This is a genomic window from Rhizobium mayense (genome assembly GCF_030272705.1).
In the GTDB taxonomy this organism is placed as follows: domain Bacteria; phylum Pseudomonadota; class Alphaproteobacteria; order Rhizobiales; family Rhizobiaceae; genus Rhizobium; species Rhizobium mayense.
Genome location: NZ_JARFYM010000002.1, coordinates 1 through 21466, shown reverse-complemented (window position 1 = coordinate 21466; position 21466 = coordinate 1). Strand labels below are relative to the sequence as shown.

At 60.9% G+C, this 21466-nt stretch carries 19 protein-coding genes; 9 read left to right on the top strand and 10 right to left on the bottom strand.

Going from position 1 to position 21466, the window contains the following annotated elements:
• Window positions 1–2: 2 nt before the first annotated feature.
• The 4 genes from PY649_RS02745 to PY649_RS02730 all read right to left on the bottom strand — a co-directional run bounded on the left by PY649_RS02745 (window position 3) and on the right by PY649_RS02730 (window position 4791).
• A complete protein-coding gene (locus PY649_RS02745) occupies window positions 3–248 on the bottom strand; it encodes a type II toxin-antitoxin system prevent-host-death family antitoxin (protein WP_285866592.1) in 246 nt (81 codons plus the stop codon).
• Between the two features lie 53 nt (window positions 249–301).
• Window positions 302–1915, bottom strand: a complete 1614-nt coding sequence (locus tag PY649_RS02740) for an ABC transporter ATP-binding protein (RefSeq protein ID WP_285866591.1) — start codon at window positions 1913–1915, stop codon at window positions 302–304.
• 18 nt (window positions 1916–1933) lie between these two features.
• Complete coding sequence (gene ggt, locus PY649_RS02735) at window positions 1934–3523, bottom strand: gamma-glutamyltransferase (protein ID WP_285866590.1); 1590 nt, start codon at window positions 3521–3523, stop codon at window positions 1934–1936.
• A 74-nt stretch (window positions 3524–3597) separates the two neighbouring features.
• Entirely contained in the window at window positions 3598–4791 is a 1194-nt protein-coding gene (locus tag PY649_RS02730; RefSeq protein ID WP_285866589.1) for an ROK family transcriptional regulator, read from the bottom strand.
• Window positions 4792–5013: 222 nt separating this feature from the next.
• Here PY649_RS02730 and PY649_RS02725 point away from each other — a divergent pair, with 222 nt between their 5' ends.
• The 3 genes from PY649_RS02725 to PY649_RS02715 all read left to right on the top strand — a co-directional run bounded on the left by PY649_RS02725 (window position 5014) and on the right by PY649_RS02715 (window position 8451).
• Entirely contained in the window at window positions 5014–6522 is a 1509-nt protein-coding gene (locus PY649_RS02725) for an ABC transporter substrate-binding protein (RefSeq protein WP_285866588.1), read from the top strand.
• Between the two features lie 115 nt (window positions 6523–6637).
• Window positions 6638–7579: an ABC transporter permease gene (locus PY649_RS02720; protein WP_285866587.1), complete on the top strand. Its 942-nt coding sequence runs from the start codon at window positions 6638–6640 to the stop codon at window positions 7577–7579.
• Entirely contained in the window at window positions 7576–8451 is an 876-nt protein-coding gene (locus PY649_RS02715; RefSeq protein ID WP_285866586.1) for an ABC transporter permease, read from the top strand. Before PY649_RS02720 ends, PY649_RS02715 begins: the two co-directional genes overlap by 4 nt.
• 2 nt (window positions 8452–8453) lie before the next feature.
• Here PY649_RS02715 and PY649_RS02710 read toward each other — a convergent pair whose 3' ends face one another.
• On the bottom strand, window positions 8454–9101 hold the full coding sequence (locus PY649_RS02710; RefSeq protein WP_285866585.1) for a TetR/AcrR family transcriptional regulator: 648 nt from the start codon (window positions 9099–9101) through the stop codon (window positions 8454–8456).
• Window positions 9102–9239: 138 nt separating this feature from the next.
• On the opposite strand from PY649_RS02710, the gene PY649_RS02705 reads away from it, so the two are divergent.
• Complete coding sequence (locus PY649_RS02705) at window positions 9240–10424, top strand: HlyD family secretion protein (RefSeq protein WP_285866584.1); 1185 nt, start codon at window positions 9240–9242, stop codon at window positions 10422–10424.
• A gap of 27 nt (window positions 10425–10451) precedes the next feature.
• Window positions 10452–12035, top strand: a complete 1584-nt coding sequence (locus PY649_RS02700) for a DHA2 family efflux MFS transporter permease subunit (RefSeq protein WP_285866582.1) — start codon at window positions 10452–10454, stop codon at window positions 12033–12035.
• Between the two features lie 341 nt (window positions 12036–12376).
• On the opposite strand, the gene PY649_RS02695 is transcribed toward PY649_RS02700, so the two are convergent.
• From PY649_RS02695 to PY649_RS02685, 3 genes are read right to left on the bottom strand one after another with little or no spacing between them, the layout of a single operon-like run.
• Window positions 12377–13153, bottom strand: a complete 777-nt coding sequence (locus tag PY649_RS02695) for a MetQ/NlpA family ABC transporter substrate-binding protein (RefSeq protein WP_285866581.1) — start codon at window positions 13151–13153, stop codon at window positions 12377–12379.
• A 42-nt stretch (window positions 13154–13195) separates the two neighbouring features.
• Complete coding sequence (locus PY649_RS02690; RefSeq protein ID WP_285866580.1) at window positions 13196–13864, bottom strand: methionine ABC transporter permease; 669 nt, start codon at window positions 13862–13864, stop codon at window positions 13196–13198.
• Window positions 13854–14885, bottom strand: a complete 1032-nt coding sequence (locus PY649_RS02685) for a methionine ABC transporter ATP-binding protein (protein ID WP_285867176.1) — start codon at window positions 14883–14885, stop codon at window positions 13854–13856. Before PY649_RS02685 ends, PY649_RS02690 begins: the two co-directional genes overlap by 11 nt.
• A gap of 578 nt (window positions 14886–15463) precedes the next feature.
• On the opposite strand from PY649_RS02685, the gene PY649_RS02680 reads away from it, so the two are divergent.
• The 4 genes from PY649_RS02680 to PY649_RS02665 are packed head-to-tail and all read left to right on the top strand — an operon-like array spanning window position 15464 to window position 19695.
• Entirely contained in the window at window positions 15464–16228 is a 765-nt protein-coding gene (locus tag PY649_RS02680; protein WP_285866579.1) for an SDR family NAD(P)-dependent oxidoreductase, read from the top strand.
• A 32-nt stretch (window positions 16229–16260) separates the two neighbouring features.
• Window positions 16261–17379, top strand: a complete 1119-nt coding sequence (locus tag PY649_RS02675) for a tartrate dehydrogenase (protein ID WP_285867175.1) — start codon at window positions 16261–16263, stop codon at window positions 17377–17379.
• A 35-nt stretch (window positions 17380–17414) separates the two neighbouring features.
• A complete protein-coding gene (locus PY649_RS02670) occupies window positions 17415–18893 on the top strand; it encodes an NAD-dependent succinate-semialdehyde dehydrogenase (RefSeq protein ID WP_285866578.1) in 1479 nt (492 codons plus the stop codon).
• Window positions 18894–18903: 10 nt separating this feature from the next.
• Window positions 18904–19695 (top strand): HpcH/HpaI aldolase family protein, encoded by a 792-nt coding sequence (locus PY649_RS02665; protein WP_285866577.1) that lies wholly within the window; start codon window positions 18904–18906, stop codon window positions 19693–19695.
• Between the two features lie 128 nt (window positions 19696–19823).
• Here PY649_RS02665 and PY649_RS02660 read toward each other — a convergent pair whose 3' ends face one another.
• Together PY649_RS02660 and PY649_RS02655 are read right to left on the bottom strand one after the other, a co-directional pair.
• On the bottom strand, window positions 19824–19973 hold the full coding sequence (locus PY649_RS02660; protein WP_285866576.1) for a hypothetical protein: 150 nt from the start codon (window positions 19971–19973) through the stop codon (window positions 19824–19826).
• 128 nt (window positions 19974–20101) lie between these two features.
• A complete protein-coding gene (locus PY649_RS02655) occupies window positions 20102–21295 on the bottom strand; it encodes a Gfo/Idh/MocA family protein (RefSeq protein WP_285866575.1) in 1194 nt (397 codons plus the stop codon).
• Between the last annotated feature and the right edge of the window lie 171 nt (window positions 21296–21466).

Here is a 21466-nt window from a genome sequence, read left to right as displayed (position 1 = left end):
GATCAAAGTTCGAGAAGCCGGCAGCGCGCCGGCTTTCTCACCGGAAGGTCGTCCTCTTCAAGCGGAGCGGTGGTGAGCAACCAACCGAGAGATGGAACCGCTTGCTCCAGTCTTCGATACTCGTTGTAGGATAAGATCACTGCGGCATGTTCACCGTGACGTGTGATGACGCAGCGGTTTCCATTGAGCGCATCGTCGACCAAAGTCGTGAGGACACTTTCCGTGTCGTCGATCTCAATCGTTTTCATCAGGTCACCCATCGGCAGATACAGCTATAGGATGCGTTCAAGCTGATGTCCCGTCAATGCGCCGCCAGGCTTTGCCCTGGAATCGCGGACAGCAATTCCCGTGTATAGGGATGCTGCGGGTCGTTGATCAGCTCGGCTGCCGGCCTCAGCTCGACGATTTCGCCGCGGCGCATGACGGCGATGCGGTCGCAGACCTGGGCGGCGACATGCAGATCGTGGGTGATGAACAGCATGGCGAGGTCGAGGCGACCTTTCAGCTCTTCCAGTAGTTTCAGCACCTGCGCCTGCACGGTGACATCGAGGGCGGAAACGGATTCGTCGGCGACGAGCACATCGGGCTTCAGGGCGAGCGCACGTGCAAGGCCGATGCGCTGGCGTTGGCCGCCGGAGAATTCGTGCGGCAGACGATCGACAGCACGCGGATCGAGACCGACGAGGGTGAGGAGCTGACGAGCTTCCTGCAGCGCTTCGGCATGGCTGACGCCGTGCGCGAGCGGACCATCCGCAATGCTAAGGCCGATTTTGCGGCGCGGGTTGAGCGAGGCGAACGGGTCCTGGAAGACCATCTGGATGCGCTTGCGCGCCTGCCGCAGTTTCGCGCCTTTGAGCTTGGTGAAGTCGTCATTTGCGAGCATGACCTGGCCGCCGTCGGGATCGATCAGCCTCGTCACTAGGCGAGCGACCGTGGATTTGCCGGAACCGGATTCGCCGATCAGGCCCAATGTTTCACCGCGCCGGATTTCGAAGCTGACATTGTTGACTGCCTGGGTCCGGCGCTTCGGCTGCAGGAAGCCACCACCGGAAACATAGGTCTTGCACAGCTTGTCGACGGAAAAGGCGATCGGGCGTGCGTCGGTCGAGGGGCGTTCCGGGGGCGTTGCCGAAGGAACGGCGGCGAGCAGTGCCTTGGTGTAATCCTGAGTCGGATGTTTCAGCACGCTGTCGGCCGTGCCCTGCTCGACCATCAGGCCCTTCTGCAGCACCAGCACCTTGTCGGCAATATCGGCCACCACACCAAAATCATGGGTAATGAAGACCACGGACATGCCGCGCCGCTGCTGGATATCGCGGATCAGCCGCAGGATCTGCGCCTGCGTGGTGACGTCGAGGGCAGTTGTCGGCTCGTCGGCAATCAGCACTTTCGGTTCCAACGCCAGAGCCATCGCGATCATAGCGCGCTGGCGCTGGCCTCCGGAAAGCTGGTGCGGGAAGGAGTGGACGATACGCTCGGGATTGGGCAGGCCGACTTCGGTCGCGAGCGTTACAGCTCGCGCCGACCGTTCCTTCTCGGTCAGCAATCCATGCGCTTCAAACACCTCGGCGATCTGGTCGCCGATGCGCATCGAAGGATTGAGCGCCGTCATCGGCTCCTGGAAGATCATGGAGACGCGCTTACCGCGCAGATCGCGCAGCACGGATGGCGGCGCGCTGATGATATCCGCGCCCTCCAGCAGGATTTCGCCCTTCTCGATTCCAATCACCTTGGGAAGCAGGCCCATGATCGTCTGGGCACAAAGGGATTTCCCCGATCCGGATTCGCCGACGATGCAGAGGATTTCTCGTTCCGCCAGGTCGAAGCTTAGGCCTCGCAGCGCATATTTCCGGTCTCCGCCCAATGGGAGCGTGAGGGTCAAGTCGCGGACGGAGAGAACGGAAGCAGACGTCATCGTTTCAATATCCCAAACTCAACAGCCAAGCGCGATGCCGTCCTTGCGATGGTCGGAGGCGCCGAGCAGGACGCCGCGCTCGTGATCGATCAAGATCGCCTGCGCGCCGCCGATCGGCTCATCCGCCCATTCGGTAACATGGCCACGGCGTTCGAGGTCCAGCTTGATGTCTTCCGAGATCGTCGGCTCGAGCGACAGCTTGCCGCCGTAGCAGAAGCTGCGCGGCTGGTCGCTTGCCTGCTGCGGATCGAAATCGCGATCGAGGATCTGGCTCAACATATGAGCATGGCCGACAGCTTGATATTGCCCGCCCATGACGCCGAAACTCATGCGCGTCTTGCCATCTTCCATCAGCATGGCCGGGATGATGGTGTGGAAGGGCAGTTTAGTAGGGCCGATGGCATTCGGATGGCCTTCCTTGACGACGAAGCCGGAGCCGCGGTTCTGCAGCAGCACGCCGGCGCGCGGCGCATAGATGCCGCTGCCGAAAGCGAAGAAGATCGAGTTGATCAGTGAAATCGCATTGCCGTCGCGATCGACAACGGAGACATAGACCGTATCCTTGTGCGTCGGCCCATCCCATGTCGCAACGTCAGCGGCACGTTCCAGGCTGATCTTCGCGCGCATGGCCGCAATCGACTGGTCGGATAGGAGTTCGTCGATGCTGAAGGTCAGGTGGTCCGGATCGCTGATGAGCTGGTCGCGCTTGGCGTAACCCGCTTTTGTCGCCTCAGCGAGCAAATGGATGCGGTCGGCTTCGGTCAGCTTGGGATCGCGAAGGTTGAAACCATCGAGAATGCGTGTGATCAGAAGAGCGGCTAGGCCCTGGCCGTTCGGCGGGCATTCTAAGAGGTCGCGGCCGCGATATTTGCCGGAGATCGGCGTGGTCTCGAAAGCCTTGTAATTAGCGAAATCAGTTTCTTCATGCAATCCGCCAAGGGATTGCAGAAGCTGGGTAATTTCCTCGGCCACCTTGCCGCGATAGAACGCGTCGCGGCCGTCCTTGGCGATGGCCTTCAGCGTAGCAGCGAGGGCAGGGTTGGCCATGCGTTCACCGGTGCGCGGTGCGCGGCCATGCGGCAGGAAATAGGCGGCGGAAGCCGGGTATTTGGCGACACGGTCGCTGTAGCGGCGCCAGTCGAGTTCGACGCGCGGCGTAATGCAATAACCGTCTTCGGCGGCTGCGATTGCCGGCGCAAGCACACGGCCCATGTCGAAACGACCATAAGAGCCGACCAGCCGGCACCAGGCATCAACAGCGCCGGGAACGGTGACCGCATGCGGACTGTCGTCGGGAATGGCCGTGAAACCCTTCTCCAGGAAGTAGTCAAGCTTCGCCTTTTGCGGCGCGCGGCCGGAGCCATTGAGCGAGACCGGCGTGCCGCCGGCTGGGCTATATAGGGCAAAGCAGTCGCCGCCGATGCCGGTCATGTGCGGATCGATCACCGACTGCAGCGCGACCGCAGCAACTGCCGCATCGACTGCGCTGCCGCCGGCGCGCAAGATATCGACCGCCGCGAGCGTTGCTTGCGGATGCGAGGTTGCCGCCATGCCCCTGTCGGAAATTGCGACCGAACGGCCCGGCTTGAAAAAATCCCGCTGCTGCATGTTTGTCAATTTCCTCCATATGCCTGTTGTCGTCCGCGTGTCTGCTGCGGGGCCTCAATATCGTTTTACGGCGTTTATTCCGCCAGGAAAGCCATGCCGAGATCCACGCGCCCTGGCATTTCAAACAGCGTCTCGCGAAACTGGTCAAGCGCGATGGCGATGGCGCCGAAAAGGCCGGCCTGGCTGCCGAGCGGGCTGATGGTGCAGGACAGGGGCACTGGCACGCAACGCGACAGATAGAAGCTGATCCGCTCCACCAGTTCGGGCCGCGCCCCAACGCTGCCGCCAAAAATCACCACCTCGGGATCGACGACCGCGGAGATGGCAACGAGCGAGGTCGCGACGACGCGGGCCACTTCATCGATCACCATGCCCGCCGCCGGGTCATCCCTGCGCTCGAACAATTCGCGCACGGTCAGGCCCGGTGTGCCGCCGAGCGCTTCATACCGGCCGCGGATGGCGATGCTGCCGATAGCCGATTCCAGCGCGCCGGCCATGAAGGTACGGGAATCGAAAGGATCGGCCCCGATCGGAAGGGTGGCGATTTCGCCGGCTGCGCCACGGGCGCCGCGGACGATGCGGCCCTCGTTGACGATGCCCATGCCGATGCCGGTGCCGAGCGCGACGAAAACAAAATTGTCGATACTGCGGCCGTTACCCAGCCATTGCTCTCCCTTGGCGGCCATATTGACATCGTTCTCGATGAGGATGCCATAGCCGAGCCTGTCGCGAAGCAGGTCTTCAAAAGCCAAGTCCGTCAGGCCGGGGATATTCGGCACCATGGTCAGCCGCCGGGTCTTTGGATGAACGGCGCCAGGGATGCCGATCGCACCCATCTTCACGGACTTCTTGGCAATGCCGGTCTTTTCCAGCAGCGCGTCATGCACGCGCACGATCTGGTCGACCACGCGTTCGCCGCCGCGCGAGTCGGTGCTCTCAATGAGTTCGCCGACGATTGCGCCGGTAAGATCGGCGAGCGCGGCATGAATCTTGGTGCCGCCGATGTCGACGCCGAAAACGAAGGCCTTGCGCGGTTCCAGTTCATAGGTCACCGCACTTCGGCCGACCGCGCCCTGTGTGCGGCCGGTTACGCGCAGCCAGCCCTCATCCTCAAGATCTCGGACGATCTCGGACATGCTTTGCTTCGAAAGCCCCGTCAGGCGCGCCAGCTCAGCGCGCGACACGGGGGCGTTTTCGAAGACAGCGCGCAGCACGGTGCGCGATGTGATCTGCCGCGTGAGGGGAACGGATGTTGAAATGTCGATCATGGCCTAATTTTTTGTCAGCTTCGCGAACAAATTATCCAATGAAGGAGGGGCGTCAAGTGGAATTTTCGGTATAAATGGTCGATTTTTAATCATTGACTATTGTTGGGTCAAATATTTAGTCAGGATGCTTTACAATCGCGAAAAACCATGCATCACTTACGGCTGTATAAATTCTGGGCAGGTGGGCAGACCTTTGACGGGTTAGCCACAGGGAGATAATTTATGGGAACTTCATTCAAGGCGCTTTTGATGGCGTCGGCCATGGCGGTGACGATTGGATCCGCGCATGCTGCAACATTGCGCGTCGGACTGCAGGATGATCCGGATTCGCTCGATCCGGCGACGAGCGGCACCTATACCGGCCGCATCGTTTTTGCCGCCATGTGCGACAAGCTTGTCGATATCAACGCCAATCTCGATATCGTGCCGCAGCTGGCAACCGCCTGGGCGTGGAACGACAAGGGCACGGACGTCACCTTCACGTTGCGCAGCGGCGTCACCTTCCAGGATGGCACGCCATTTGATGCTGCCGCTGTCAAGTTCAACATCGAACGAATGAAGACGCTGAAGGAATCGAACCGCAAGGCCGAGCTTGCGCCGATCGATACCGTCGAAGTGGTCGATCCAACCCACGTAACCTTTCATCTGAAGGGGCCGTTTGCCCCGCTGCTCGCCGTGCTCAGCGACCGCGCCGGCATGATGGTGTCGCCGACGGCTGCCCAAAAGGGCGGTGAGTTCGCGACCAACCCGGTCTGCTCCGGTCCCTATATGCTGAAGGCGCGCAAGCAGCGCGACTCCATTACCCTCGACAAATATCCAGGTTACTGGAACGCCGCCGCTATTGGCTATGACGAGGTCCAGTATCTCATCATTCCTGATTCCACCGTGCGCCTGTCACGAGTGCAGGCCGGCGATCTCGAAGTCGCCGAGCGTATCGCGCCGACGGACCTCGCCACCGTGCGTTCGGACAACAAGTTGGCGCTGCATTCCTCGCCAGGTCTTGCTGTTTCCCATCTGATGATCAATGTCGGTAACGGCGACAAGGCCAAGACGCCGATCGGCACCGATCCCCGCCTGCGCAAGGCCTTGGAACTGTCGCTCGACCGCAACGTCATCAACCAGGTGGCTTTCAATGGCGAGTTCATTCCCGACAATCAGATGATTCCGTCGTCGAGCGCCTTCTACAGCAAGGCGCACCCGATGCCGGCGCGCGATGTCGACAAGGCGAAGGCGCTGATCGCGGAAGTCGGCGGTCCCGCACCGAAGTTGGAAATCACCTATGAAAATTCGTTGACCGACGGGCGCGTGGCGCAGATCATTCAAGCGCTCGCCAGCGAAGCCGGCTTCGACGTGCAGTTGCTGCCGCTCGAGACGACCTCCGCCATCCAGCGCTACCTGGCCGGAGACTTCCAGGCCTATATCGGCAACTGGAGCGGCCGCGCCGATCCGGACCCGACGCTTTATGCCTTCTTCGGCTCCGACGGCAGCCAGAACGTCAACAAATACAAGAATCCGGAGATGGACAAGACGCTGGTCGACGCCCGCCAGGCATCGGATGAAGCAACGCGCAAGCAGCTCTACGAGAAGGCGACGGACATTTACCTGACCGACCTGCCGACCATTCCGCTCTATCACCCGAACTGGTTCTATGCATCGAGGGCCGATGTGACGGGCATCACGATCTTTCCGGATGGCATCCTGCGCCTGCAGGGCGTAAAGCCCGCTAAGTAAGCGATCATTCGCTGAGGATGGCGCGGGGCTGCCGCGCCATCCGTTTTCCGGTTTTGCATGATCTCCATCGAAGACCGAATTGAAGCTTTCGGGATCATGCAGCGAGAGAAAAGCCATGTTTCTTTTTATCCTGCGCCGCCTGGCGATCGCCATTCCGACCCTGCTGCTGGTATCGATCCTGGTTTTCGGCCTGTTGAAGCTTCTGCCCGGCGACCCGGCGATTGCACTCGCCGGCGAGGATCGCGATCCCACCGTCATCGAGTTCCTGCGGCATAAATACATGCTGGATCAGCCGCTCTACACCCAATATGTCCATTGGCTCTGGGGCATCCTGCAAGGCGATTTCGGCCTGTCGATCCGCACGAAGCTGCCGATTGGCGAGATGATCCTCGAGAAATTGCCGGTCACCATCCAGCTTTCTGTCATGGCGATGATCCTGGCGCTGGTCATCGGTATTCCAGCCGGTGTCATTGCGGCGCTGAAGCGCGGCACGCCGGTGGATTACGGTGTCAGCATTCTCGGATTGGCTGGTCTTTCGGTTCCAAGCTTCTGGCTAGGCATCATGCTGATCCTAGCCTTTGCGGTAAAGCTTGGCTGGCTGCCATCGGGGGGCTATGTCGGTTTGTTCGATTCTCCGCTCGACAATCTGCGCTATATGTTGATGCCGAGCCTCGTATTGGGAACGGCGGCTTCCGCCATCGTCATGCGTCATACGCGCAGCTCCATGCTGCAGACGCTGCGGCAGGATTATGTCCGAACCGCCCGCGCCAAGGGCCTGAAGGAGCGCATCGTCGTTATCAGGCATGTGCTGCGCAACGGCTTGATCCCGGTGGTCACCGTCAGCTCGCTGCATTTCGGCGAGCTTCTGTCCGGCGCGGTGCTGACCGAACAGGTCTTCGGTATCCCCGGCTTCGGCAAGATGGTGGTCGACGGCGTGTTCGGCCGTGACTATGCCGTAGTCCAGGCCGTCGTTCTGTGCTCTTCGGCGATGTTCCTGCTGCTCAATCTTTTCGCCGATATCGCCTATGTCATTCTGAGCCCGAGGTTGCGCGGATGAACACGACCGAAACCACGCTCGCCATTCCCGCCGCTTCCGGCTATCGCAAATCCGCACTGAGGCGCTGCCTCAGCCAGCCGAGTGCCATCATCGGCGGCCTCATTGTCCTCTTCTTCGTGGTGGTGGCGATCCTTGCGCCTGTCATTGCACCATTCCCGCCGAACGTATCGAGCTGGCTGACCGTCCGGCAGGCGCCCTCGGCGCTGCATTGGTTCGGCACTGACGACCTCGGCCGAGATATCCTCTCCCGCGTCATCTTCGGCGCACGCGCTTCGTTGCTCGTCGGTCTCGTTTCGGTGGTGATCGCCATCGTCATCGGCGTGCCGCTGGGCCTGATCTCCGGCTATTTCGGCGGTATCGTCGATGTCGTGATTTCCCGCTGCACGGATGCGCTGCTGTCATGCCCCTTCCTGGTACTGGCAATCGCATTTGCGACCTTCCTCAATCCCAGCCTTGAAAATGCAATGATCGCCATCGGCATTTCGGCAATGCCGATCTTCGTTCGCCTCACACGCGGGCAAGTGCTGACCGTCAAGACCGAGGACTATATTGCTGCAGCGCGCCTGCTCGGCGTGCCCAATATCAAGATCATGGGCGTCTATGTCATGCCGAATATCCTTGCGCCGGTCGTTGTACAGGCCACCATCACCATGGCGACTGCGGTGCTTGCCGAAGCGAGCCTTGCCTTTCTCGGCCTGGGTCAGCGTCCACCGGACCCGTCCTGGGGTTCGATGCTCGACACGGCCAGGCAATTCCTGCAGCAAGCGCCGTGGATGCCGATCTGGCCGGGCGTGGCGATCATCGTGCTGGTCATGGGCTTCAACCTGCTCGGCGACGGCCTCAACGACGCGCTCGATCCGCGCCAGGATTGATTTCAAACCTGGCAGCCTTTTAGGAACACCTCCGCGCAAATTCGCGCCCGCCGATTGATCTCCGCGATGTTGGGGGCAGGGAGCTGGCGCAGGATCGCGGCGCGTTGCGGCTCCATGATCATCATTCCGCGCAGCATGCCGGAGGCCATATGCGGGTCTTCCAGGCGAATGAGCCCGCGTTCGCACTGAGTCGTCAGCCAATTTTCCATGAAGGCATTCGAGCGAACGATCGCCTTTTCATAGAAGGATGTGGCGAGTTCCGGAAAGCGATCGGATTCGGCAATGACAAGACGCATCATATCAACGGTGTCGTCCGACATCGTGAGCATGCCATAGGCCGTCAGCAGCCGCTCGAGGCCCTGTCGCACATCCATCGTCGCTAGCGTCGACTGATCCAGAGCCACGAAAAACCGGCTTATGCGGTCGGAAACGATGCTTGAGAACAGATCGGCCTTGGTCGGAAACAGCCGGTAGAGCGTTTTTGTCGAGACACCGGCGGATTGGGCGATCGCGTTGATGCTCGCCGCCGCGTAGCCGTTTTCACGAAACTGCACGTCGGCGGCCTCGATAATCACGCTTTTCGTATCATCGTCGCAGCGAAGTTGGGGCCGTCCGCGGGGGCGCTTCTCAATAATGTGAATTTCGACCATTGTGATTTTCCAAATTCCTGTTGACTTCCCATTTATAGCGCATATTTTGGAAAACAACAAGTTTCCTAAATATCGGACCGGGGATTTTTACGGGCCATCCGCCCTTCCAAGACAACCTGTCCATCAGGAGAGACAACAGTGGAAAACAAGGTTCATATACTGAATGCCGGCAAGCAGGCACCGGGTGCCGAGGCCCCGACAATGGATGCCGGCAAGCCGGATGTGTCCGTCGAACTGGCACGCATCGCCGTCGAGGAAAAGCCGGCGGCGAAGAAGCGGGGCAAGTCATTCCTGCTCGGCGCTACGGCGCTCGTCGTGATCGCCGCCGCTGCCTACTATGGTCATAACTACTGGACGGTCGGCCGCTTCCAGGTATCGACCGACGATGCTTACGTGCAGGCCGACAACAGCGCCATCGCGCCGAAGATTTCCGGCTATATCACTGATGTCGTCGTCAACGACAACCAAGCGGTCAAGGCGGGGCAGGTGCTTGCACGTATCGATGACCGCGACTTCAAGACGGCGCTCGATCAAGCTAAGGCCGATGTTGCCGCCGCTCAAGCGGATGTCGAGGCCAGGCAAGCGTCCATCGAGATGCAGCAGTCATTAGTCACGGCTGCCCAGTCGACGGTCGAAGTCGATAAGGCCAATGAAACGTTCGCCGAGCAAAACGACAAGCGCTATGCGAACCTTTCGGTCAACGGATACGCGCCGGTGCAGACCGCACAACAGGCCGCGGCGCAGATCGCCGCCGCCCGCGCCGCGATCGATCGTGACACGGCATCACTCGCCGCAACGACCAAGCAGGTTGATCTGCTGAAGGCGCAACTGGCGCAAGCCAAGGCAACACTTGCCCGTGACCAGGCCGTCCAAAACCAGGCCGAGCTTAATCTATCCTATACAACGATCATCGCGCCGCTCGACGGTGTCGTTGGCAACCGCACGCTCCGCGTCGGCCAATATGTGCAAGCGGGCACGCAGTTGATGTCGGTGGTGCCGACATCGGCGGCCTATATCGTCGCCAATTACAAAGAGACGCAATTAACCGACGTGCATGCCGGCCAGCCGGTCGACATCGAAGTCGATATGTTCCCTGGACGAGTCTATCACGGCCATGTCGACAGCCTGGCGCCTGCCAGCGGCCAGGAATTCGCACTGCTGCCGCCGGACAACGCCACGGGCAATTTCACCAAGGTCGTACAACGCATCCCGGTCAAGATCGTGCTTGATAGCGACAGCGCCGCTTCCGGCGATCTGCGCCCTGGCATGTCGGTACAACCGAGCATCGACATCAAGACGGCCGACCAGGGCCACGGCGCTTGAACGGTGAAGGATGAGGAGTATCGAACCATGTCCACCACCACAGCCACCGCCATCCAGCAGCGGAGCGCGCGAGCAAGCACCACAGAATGGATCGCCGTGCTTGCCGCCATGATTGGCGCCTTCATGGCGATCCTGAACATCCAGATCACCAATGCCTCGCTCCTCGATATTGAGGGCGGCATCGGCACGGGCGTCGATAACGGCGCCTGGATCTCCACCTCGTATCTGATCGGCGAAATCGTCGTCATCCCGCTGACGGCTTTCTTCAGCAACGTCTTTTCGTTCCGCCGTTATATTTTGGCAAACTCTATCCTGTTCCCCTTGTTCTCGATCGCCTGCGCTTTCGCGCACGATCTCGGCACGATGATCGTGCTTCGCGGGCTGCAGGGCTTTGCCGGCGGTGTGCTCATCCCCATGGCCTTCACGATGATCCTGACCAAGCTGCCGAAGGTGCAGCAGCCGACCGGGCTTGCGATCTTCGCGCTTTCGGTCACGGTAGCCCCGGCCATCGGCCCGACCATCGGCGGTTACCTGACCGAAAATTATGGCTGGCAGACGATCTTCTTCATCAACGCGCTGCCGAGCGCCATCATGGCGATCGCGCTTGCGCTGACGCTTGAAAAGGGACCGCTGCAGCTTGGCCTTCTGAAGCAGGGCGACTGGGCTGGCATCGTGACGATGGCAATCGGGCTTTCTGCGCTGCAGACCGTGCTCGAAGAGGGCAATAAGGATGACTGGTTCTCCTCGCCCTTCATCCTGAAGCTCAGCGCCATCGCTGTCGTTTCGCTCAGTGCCTTCATCTGGATTGAGCTGACCGTCAAGAACCCGCTGGTGAAGCTGCGGCTTTTGAAGCAACGCAATTTCGGCATCGGCGTTCTCGTCAACGTGCTGGTCGGTTTCGCGCTCTTCGGATCGGTCTATATCCTGCCGCAATATCTCGGCCAGGTGCAGCGATACAATGCCGAGCAGATCGGCAACGTGCTGGCCTGGACAGGCCTGCCGCAACTCATCCTCATTCCGCTTGTTCCGATGATGATGAGGCGCTTCGATGTCCGCTATATCGGCTTCCTCGGCATTGGTATCTTCGCCATAAGCTGCTTCATGAACGTGACCCTTTCCGCCGACACCGCGGGTGATCAGTTCTGGATACCGAATATCGTGCGTGCCATCGGCCAGGCAATGGTCATCACCCCAATCACCGCCATCACAACGGCCGGCATCGCGCCCGCCGATGCCGCCGCGGCATCCGGCCTGACCAATATGCTGCGAAACCTCGGCGGTGCGGTTGGAACGGCGACGCTTGGCACGGTGCTCACCAAGCGCGAGCAGTTCCATTCCAATATCATAGGCCAGTCGGTGACCCTGTCACGCGACGAGGTGCGGGAGCGCTTGACGCAGGTGACCAATTATTTCCTGTCGCATGGCGTATCGGATCATGCCCTTGCCACGCAGAAGGCGACAGTCGCCCTCGGCAACATCATCAAGCGGCAAGCGCTGATCATGGGTTTCAGCGACACCTTCGCCGTCATCGGTATCCTCTTGGCCACCGCCGCGGTCGCCACGCTCTTCGCTCGCAAGCCCCAAGCCGGCGGCGGCGCCGGTGCCCACTAACCGGCACCGGCTCTCGCGAAACGATCTTGCCCCCTGGCCGGGCGCAAATAGACTTCCTTCGATGGCTTCATATGGGCCGCGACAAGCTCCGTCAGCTTGCCGCGGTTGCCCGCCAATTCGATGACGCCGCCCGAATGCAGTTGCTAACCGCTCGGCTGAGCGCATGACCAAAATCTATCGAGCCGATCACAGATAGATTGCGTTCTCTCCTCGAACGAACACCCGATGGCCGCGTTCCTCGATCACGCCGCCCCTCACGGCGATGCCAAAATGCCATCTCCCAACGAAAAACGGCCCGGCAGAGCCGGACCGTTCGATGTTTTTACCTGAAGAAACAGCTCTTACCAGGATGCGATCACGGCGCCCTTGAACTGCTCGTCGATGAACTTGCGGATGCTTTCATCGTGGTAAGATTCGACCAGCGTCTTGGCCCAGGGCGCGTCCTTGTCAGCAGCGCGGACGACGATGACATTGGCGTAAGGCGACTTTTCGCTTTCGATGGCGATGGCATCCTTCTTCGGATTCAGGCCGGCTTCCATGGCGTAATTGGTGTTGATGACGGCGGCATCGACATCTTCAAGCGAGCGCGGCAGCTGCGCGGCGTCGATCTCTGCGAAATCGATGTTTTTCGGGTTTTCGACGATATCGGCGACCGTCACCTTGATGCCCGCGTTTGCCTTGAACTTGATCAGGCCCTTGCTGGCCAAAACCAGAAGCGCGCGGCCGCCGTTGGTCGGGTCGTTCGGGATAGCGACGGTGGCGCCTTCCTTCAGCTCGTCGAGGCTCTTCACCTTCTTGGAGTAGACACCCATCGGGGTGGTGATGGTGGTGCCGATGCTGACGAGGTCGAACTTGCGGTCGGCGATCTGGTTGTCGAGATAGGGCTGGTGCTGGAACGAGTTGGCCTGGATGTCGCCATCGGCCAGCGCCTGGTTCGGCACGACATAGTCGGAGAATTCGACGATCTCGATGTTGAGGCCTTTCGTCTTCGCGACTTCGGCAACCTTTTCCATGATCTGCGCGTGCTCGCCCGGCGTGACGCCGACCTTGATATTCTCGGCGAAGGCAGAGCCGGCGGCAAAGGCCGCAATCGCGGCTGCGATGATGAACTTCTTCATTGGTGTCTCCTTGGTATTTCTATTGGTTATGCGTGTAACAGATCAGTTCTTCCGGTTGCGCTTGTCGAAACGCCGGGCGAGCCCGTCGCCGGCGCTCTGCACCGCCTGCACCAGAACGATCAGCACTATGACGACAAGCACCATCATCTCGGGATTGAAGCGCTGGTAGCCGAAGCGGATGCCGAGGTCGCCCAGACCGCCGCCGCCGACGGCCCCGACCATGGCCGAGTAGCCGATCAGGCTGACGATGGTCATCGTCAGCGCCATCAGGATGCTGGGCCGCGCCTCGGCGAGCAGCACCTTGAAGACGATCTGGAATGGCGTCGCCCCCATGGCGCGGGCGGCTTCGATCAGGCCCTTGTCGACCTCGCGGATCGCGGATTCGACCAGGCGGGCAAAGAACGGGATGGTGGCAATGGTGAGCGGCACGATCGCCGCCCAGGTGCCGATCGACGTGCCGGTCAAAAGCCGCGTTAGAGGCACGATGGCGACGACCAGGATGATGAACGGTGTCGAGCGCGCCGCATTCACGATGAGGCCGAGCACGCGATTGGTCGTCGGCGCCGGAAACAGCTCGCCCTTGCCGCTGGTTGCCAGAAACACCCCGATCGGCAAACCGATGATCGAGCCGACGATGCCGGCGACGAAAACCATCTGCAGGGTCTGTATCAGCGCCTTGGAAAGCAGGTTGAAGAGCATATCAGGCGACATAACCGAGCACCTCCGTGGAAAGACCCGTTTCGGCATAGAAGCGATTCGCTCGCGCGACGACATCGGGCTCGGCCGAATAGGAGACGACAAGCGAACCGAAGGGCTCGCCTGAGATCTCCTCGATCGCGCCGGCGAGGATATTGACGTCCGAGCCGAGTTCGGCGACCAGCCGACCGGTCAGGGGCTTGAAGGCCGTGTCCCCGAAGAACACCAGCCGGACCAGTATCCTGTCGCCGGCCGACGGCTCCGGCTTGACGACGGAGCGCAGCCAGTGCGGCAGTTTCAGGGCCGAGGCAAGCAGCGTGCGTGTCGTGTCGTGCTGCGGATTGGTGTAGACATCGAAGGTCCGGCCGGCCTCGACGATGCGGCCAGCGTCGATGACAGCCACGTGGCTGGCGATGGTTTTCACGACGTCCATCTCATGCGTGATCAGGAGAATGGTGAGACCGAGCTCGGCGTTGATCCGCTTCAGGAGCTCAAGGATCGACTGCGTCGTCTCGGGGTCCAGCGCCGAGGTCGCTTCGTCGGAGAGCAGCAGTTTCGGATCGGTGGCCAGCGCGCGGGCAATGCCGACGCGCTGCTTCTGGCCGCCGGACAGCTCCGACGGATAGCTGCCGGCCTTGTCGCCGAGACCGACGAGATCGAGCAGCGGCCCGACCTTGGTGCGGATCGTCCTTTTATCGACGCCGGCGATCTCCAGCGGCAGCGACACATTGTCGAAGGCGGTGCGCGACGACAGAAGGTTGAAATGCTGGAAGATCATACCGATCTGACGGCGCAAACCTCGCAATGCGTCCTCGCCGAGCCCGCCGACGTCGACGCCATCGACGAGCACCTTGCCCGACGTTACGGTCTCGAGCCCGTTGACCATGCGGATCAGCGTCGACTTGCCGGCGCCGGAGCGGCCGATAATGCCGGTGATGGCGCCGCGTCCAACAGTAAGATCGACGCTCTCGACGGCGGTGAAGCCGCCTTCGCCGGCGGGTCCGTAACGCTTCCCGGCACCCTGGAAATCTACCATCGGCACCGAATGCGCGGTGCCCGCCGGCTCGCTTCCGAGCTGACCGTTTGTCGCGGCGCTGGCAGCCGTTTGCTGGCCCGCGTTTTGCGTTGTCATGCTATGCTCTCAAGTGTTGGTCTTCACAAACTAGCGGCTCTATAACCGCAATTGAACAGATTAGCCAATCAGGCTGCACATTCGAAGACAAACAAGCGTTTGGCGCATTGAGAGAGCTTTCTTGGCGAGCGGTCACGAGGGGGATCCGTCTGCCTCCGGCGAAACTTGCTGGTGAAATTCTATCTGGTATGCAAAGGTATCGGACCACTTGTATGGTCGAGTCTGACGACAACTTTCGACCCGCGCTTCGAAAGGTTTTGATGCCAGATCCCGTCGCCCCGCACGACCCTCCGCCCAGTCCACGGGCATGCGCGTCAATCCCCACGAACCTCAGGTGCAAGCCGACCGCAAAGCCTCGCTGGTGGAGGGCGCCTATCAGACTCTGAAGGCTACGGAGTGGCTTTGATATGACAGACGCAGCCGGCTTCGCCTGACGGCGCGCCGGGCATGACATGACTGGCCGATAGGAGCGGCTTTTATCGATGGAAATGACTCAATATCCGAGCCTTCGTAACCGAACGGTCGTCGTCACTGGCGGAGCGTCGGGGATCGGCGAGGCGATCGTTCGTGCCTTTGCCGCCAACGGCGCCCGTATCGCTATCCTCGATATTCAGGAGGAAGCCGGCAGCCGGCTGGTATCGGATCTTTCGAGCGGGCAAACGAAGGTTGATTTCTATCGCTGCGATCTCACCGATATCGAGGCGATGAAAGCCGCTTTCGCCAGGATCAGGCGTGAGATCGGCCCGGTCGCCGTCCTTGTCAACAATGCCGCCAATGACCGCCGCCAGGATTTCCTTGATGTCTCTGCCGAAGAGTTCGATTGGATGATGTCCGTCAATCTGCGCCACGTCTTTTTTGCCGCACAGGCGGTGGTGCCGAACATGCGCGAACTCGGCTACGGCTCGATCATCAACATGACGTCGGGCGCCTGGATTCGCGGTGCGTTGGACATGCAGGCCTATTGCACCGCCAAGGCGGCGATCGTTGGTTTCACCAATTCGCTTGCTCGCCAGGTTGGCCCGGACCGCATCCGCGTCAATGCCGTGGCGCCGGGCATGATCATCACCGACCGGCAGCGCGCACTATGGTATCAGGATGAAAACAAGATCGCCGCCGGTCGCCAGATGCAATGCATCCCCGATCCGGTCGAGGAAAGCGACGTGGCGCGCGTCTGCTTGTTCCTCGCCGCCGATGACAGCAAGATGATCACCAAGCAAGTGCTTCTGGTGAATGGCGGAACGGTCTGAGGCGGCCGAGAGGAGGGGTCTGCGTGAGCAACATGGAAGCTTCCGTTCCACAGCGGAAATACAGGATTGCCGCCATTCCGGGAGACGGGATCGGCACGGAGGTGATTGCGGCCGGATTGGAAGTGGTGGATGTGCTGGCAGCGCGTGACGGCGGTTTCTCGATCGAGGTCGATCACTTTGATTGGGGCAGCGAGCGCTACCGCAGAACCGGCGCCTTCATGCCATCCGATGGACTGACGTTGTTGAAGAAGGCGGATGCGATCTATTTTGGCGCCGTCGGCGCGCCGGATATCCCGGACCATGTCACCTTATGGGGACTTAGGTTGCCGATCTGCCAGCGGCTCGACCAATATGCCAATGTCCGCCCGACCAGGATATTCCCCGGCGTTACCAGCCCGCTGCGCGGTGTCGAGCGGGGTGATCTCGACTGGCTGATCATCCGCGAAAATTCCGAGGGCGAATATTCCGGCCATGGCGGCCGCGCCCATATCGGCCTGCCGGAGGAGGTGGCGACGGAAACGTCGATCTTCACCCGCCGCGGCGTCGAGCGGATCATGCGCTTCGCTTTCACTGAGGCTGCGAAACGTCCGCGCAAGCATCTGACCGTCGTCACCAAATCGAACGCACAGCGCCACGGCCTGGTGTTGTGGGACGAGATCGCCGCCGAGGTCGCGGCTGATTTTCCCGATATTTCCTGGGACAAAGAGTTGGTCGACGCGATGACCTTCCGCATGGTCAGCCGGCCAAGAAGCATCGATACGGTCGTGGCGACCAATCTGCATGCGGATATTCTGTCGGATCTCGCCGCTGCGCTCGCCGGCTCGCTCGGCATTGCACCCACAGGCAATATTGATCCCGAGCGCCGGTTTCCTTCGATGTTCGAGCCGATCCACGGTTCGGCCTTCGACATCACCGGCAAGGGTATTGCCAATCCAGTCGCGAGCTTCTGGACCGCCTCGATGATGCTCGAGCATCTCGGCGAGGCCGCCGCCGCTCATGCACTGATCACGGCGGTGGAACAGGTTTGCGCGGCCGGCATTCTCACTCGAGATCTTGGTGGCAAGGCAACGACCGTGGAGGTGACACGCGCAGTTTGCGACGCGCTTCGCGGCTCCAACTTCGCGCCGGGGGAGGCGAGCATTCCCGCCTGATCGCCGGCGCCATTCCAAATGGGAGGATCACGATCATGTATCAGCGTCTTTCTGGTCACACGCTCCGTCGCCCGGAGCTTTTTCGCGAGGCCAACTACATCGGCGGCAAATGGGTCGCTGCCGATGGCGGCCGGACCTACGATGTCCTCAACCCGGCAACGGGCGATATCATCGGCCGCGTGCCGTCCATGGGCGCGACGGAGACCAACCGCGCGATCGATGCCGCCTACAAGGCGCAAAAGGCCTGGGCAGCGTTGACCGCGCAACAACGATCCGACTATCTCAAAAAACTTTGCTCGCTGATGCTCGAAAACACCGAGGATCTGGCGGCGATCATGACGATCGAACAGGGCAAGCCGCTGAGTGAAAGTCGAGGCGAGATCGCCTATTCGGCGAGCTTCATCGAATGGTTCGCGGAGGAGGCCAGGCGTGTCTATGGCGATGTGATCCCGGCGCCCGTCGCCGGCCGGCGGCTGATCGTTCAGAAGCAGCCGATCGGCGTTTTCGCGGCGATTACGCCCTGGAATTTCCCTTCCGCCATGATCACACGCAAGGCCGGCCCCGGCTGGGCCGCGGGCTGCGCCGGCGTCATCCGACCGGCGAGCCAGACACCCTATTCAGCCTTGGCGATCGCGGTTCTCGCCGAAGAGGCCGGTTTTCCCGCCGGTGTTTGCAACGTCATCACCGGCCCTTCGTCGGAAACCGGCCCGGCGATCACCGGAAGTCCGCTGGTCAGAAAGCTCTCCTTCACCGGCAGCACCGCTGTCGGCGCAAGATTGCTCGCCGAGTGTGCGCCGACGATCAAGAAGACGAGCATGGAACTCGGCGGCAACGCGCCCTTCATCGTTTTCGACGATGCCGATCTCGATGAAGCCGTGAAAGGCGCGATCGTCTCGAAGTTCCGCAATACCGGTCAGACCTGCGTCTGCGCCAACCGCATCCTGGTGCAGGACAAAATACATGACGCCTTTGCCGAAAAGCTCAGTGCGGCCGTCGCCAAGCTGAAGCTCGGGAACGGCATGCAGGATGGCGTGACGCTTGGCCCACTGATCGACGAAGACGCTATGCGCAAGGTCGAGGCGCATGTCGGCGACGCTCTGGAGCGAGGCGCCAGACTGGTTTCCGGCGGCAAACGGGACGGTCGCAGCGGCAATTTCTACGAGCCAACTATCTTGGCCGGCGTCTCAACGGCTGCGGATATTTTCCATGAGGAAACGTTTGGGCCTGTCGCACCGTTGTTTCGTTTCGAGACCGAGGAGCAGGCGATCGAAATGGCAAACGACACGCCGTTCGGCCTTGCTTCTTATTTCTATGCGCGTGATGTCGGCCGTATCTTTCGGGTAGCCGAGGCGCTGGAATTCGGTATTGTCGGCATTAACGAGGGCCTGATATCGACAGCCGTTGCCCCCTTTGGCGGCATGAAGCAATCCGGCATCGGTCGCGAGGGCTCGAAATACGGCATCGAGGAATATCTTGAAGTGAAATATCTTGCCCTTGGCGGGCTTGGTGGTTGAGGAAAAACATATGACGACTGATATTGACGGTTTCGCCGGGCGACTTAAGCGCCGGGAAAATGGTGGCATGATCGCAGCATGGATCGGTACGCCCGACCCGTTGCTGGTCAACCACCTGTCGCAAGAGGCCTTCGACGCCGTGGTGCTCGATATGCAGCACGGGATGTGGGACATGGCCTCCGCCGCCAATGGCATCGCCCAGGTGCGCCTGACCGGCAAGCCAGCGATCGCACGCATTCCGGTCGCCGATTTTGCCTCGGCCTCGCGGCTTCTGGACGCCGGGGCCTCCGCCATCATTGCGCCGATGATCAATTCGGCCGATGACGCTCGCGCCCTGGTCAAAGCAACGAAATATCCGCCACTCGGCGAGCGCAGTTGGGGACCGTCGCTTGCGCTTAATCATTTCGGGATTGCCGCTGACGAATATCTGCAGGGTGCCAATGGACTGACCGTCACCATCGCCATGGTTGAGACCCGTGCCGCGCTCGATGCCATCGATGAAATCCTCGCCGTCGACGGCATCGACGGCATCTTCATCGGTCCGTCCGATCTCTCCATCGCGCTCTCGAATGGTGCGCGCCTCGCGCCCGACAGCGCCGCGATCGACCAGACATTGGCGCATGCGGTGGGGCGTTGCCGCGCCCATGGCAAGCTGATCTGCGCCTTCGGAACAGACGGTGATCGGGCGGGGCAATTCCTGAAGCTCGGTTTGGATCTCGTCATTGCCGGCGGCGAAACAGGGCAGCTCCGCGCCGGCGCTCGCGCCGCGATCACCGCTGCCCGCAAGATTGCTGATAGCTGATAGATCTCTGCTTTCGGAGCCAAGCCGTGCGCATCATCAATGGTGCCGCACGGCTTATCGCCTCGCTCCGATCGCCTAGGCAGCGCGGGATGGAACGGTCACGCCGAGATTGGAGATATTGAGGTCCTTTAAGGTGCGAGCTTAACGTAGCAAGGATTATACATATTGTAGCCGCAGCCGTTGCCGACGGCTTGGGCAGGCGTAATGAAATTCTGCAGCGCGATCACTACCAGTGCGGCGGCTATTACAGTCAGAATCGTCTTCGCATATTTGTCCATAATATTCCCCTAAATATACAACCTATGCGGATATATCTAGTGTGATTCTCGCGAGATTGCGAGGGGCGGAGGGGAATGCGAATTGAAATCTGTCGTTGGTCCTGAATGGAAAAATCACTGCCCGGAAATCAGAACCGATCGTGCTCGTAAACCACGTCAGCCCATGTCCCCGTCGCAGTCGACTCCAGGCAAGCATCGATAAAGGCCAGACCATCAACACCGGTCCAGGCATTGGGCGTCAATTGGGCCAGCGGATCAGGTTCGGCGCCGGCAATGCGGGCGGCAACCAGTTCGGCGAAATCGGTATAGATATTGGCGAAGGCCTCAAAGAAGGCTTCGGGGTGGCCGGTGGGCAGGCGGGTGGCGCGTTGGGCGTGCGGATGTAGGCTCGGCAGGCCGCGCGTGCGCACCTCGTCGGCGCGGTTCAGCCGCATGACGCGCAGATCGTTGGCTTCTGCTTGGTTCCAGAAAATGCCGCCGTCTTCGCCATAGGCTTCTATGCTGACGACGTTCTGCGCGCCCGTCGCCACCTTGCTGACCAGCATCTGGCCCCGCGTGCCGTCATCGAATTTCAGGATCACCTGCGCCGTGTCATGTGCCGTGCGGCCAGGCAGCGACGGGCCGACATCGGCGAGCACGGCGGCGATGCGGCGGCCACAGACAAAGCTCATCAGTTGATGAGCATGGACGCCGATATCGCCAAGGACATGGCTCTTGCCGCCCTTGGCCGTATCGAGCCGCCATTTGGTGCGCGGCGCCATCTTGTCCGGCTCGGCCTCGACGGGTCGGCTGAGCGAGCCCTGCACATAGCGGACATTGACGAGACGGAGTGCGCCGATCTCGCCGCCGGTGACGGTGGCACGCGCCTCGCGCACCATGGGATAGCCGGAATAATTATGGGTGAGCGAGAGGATACGGCCGCGGTCATGCGCCTTGCGGGCGAGCGCCAGCGCGCTGTCGTAATCGTTGGTCAGCGGCTTGTCGCAGATGACGTCGAGACCGGCGTCGAGAGCGGCAGCAGCATATTCATAGTGGCTGTCGTTCGGCGTCATGATAGCGACGGCGTCGATGCCGTCAGCCCGCACGGTTTCGGCCTCGATCATGGCTTGGACATCGGTATAGCCGCGCTTGATGCCGAAGGCATGGGCGGAGTTCAGCGACCGCTCCGGATCGGAGGAAAAGACACCGGCGGCGAGATCAAAGCAATCGTCGAGGCGCGCGGCCGTGCGGTGCACTGGGCCGATGAGCGAGCCTTGTGCGCCGCCGATCAGGCCGAGCCGCACCCGCCTGCCGAGAAGTTTGAAGACCACAGCCTGCGACATGGGAAACTCGCCCTTCATACTGACCGATGAGAGAAATTAGATAGCGCAACCTTAGCAAGAGCACAGCGCCACACTAGAGCGTTTCTGATTATGTTTGAATCGCGGATTCCCTTTTGATGTCGAATGTGATTCAAGATGCTGGCTGAGAGGAGGTCAGCATCGATGGTCGCA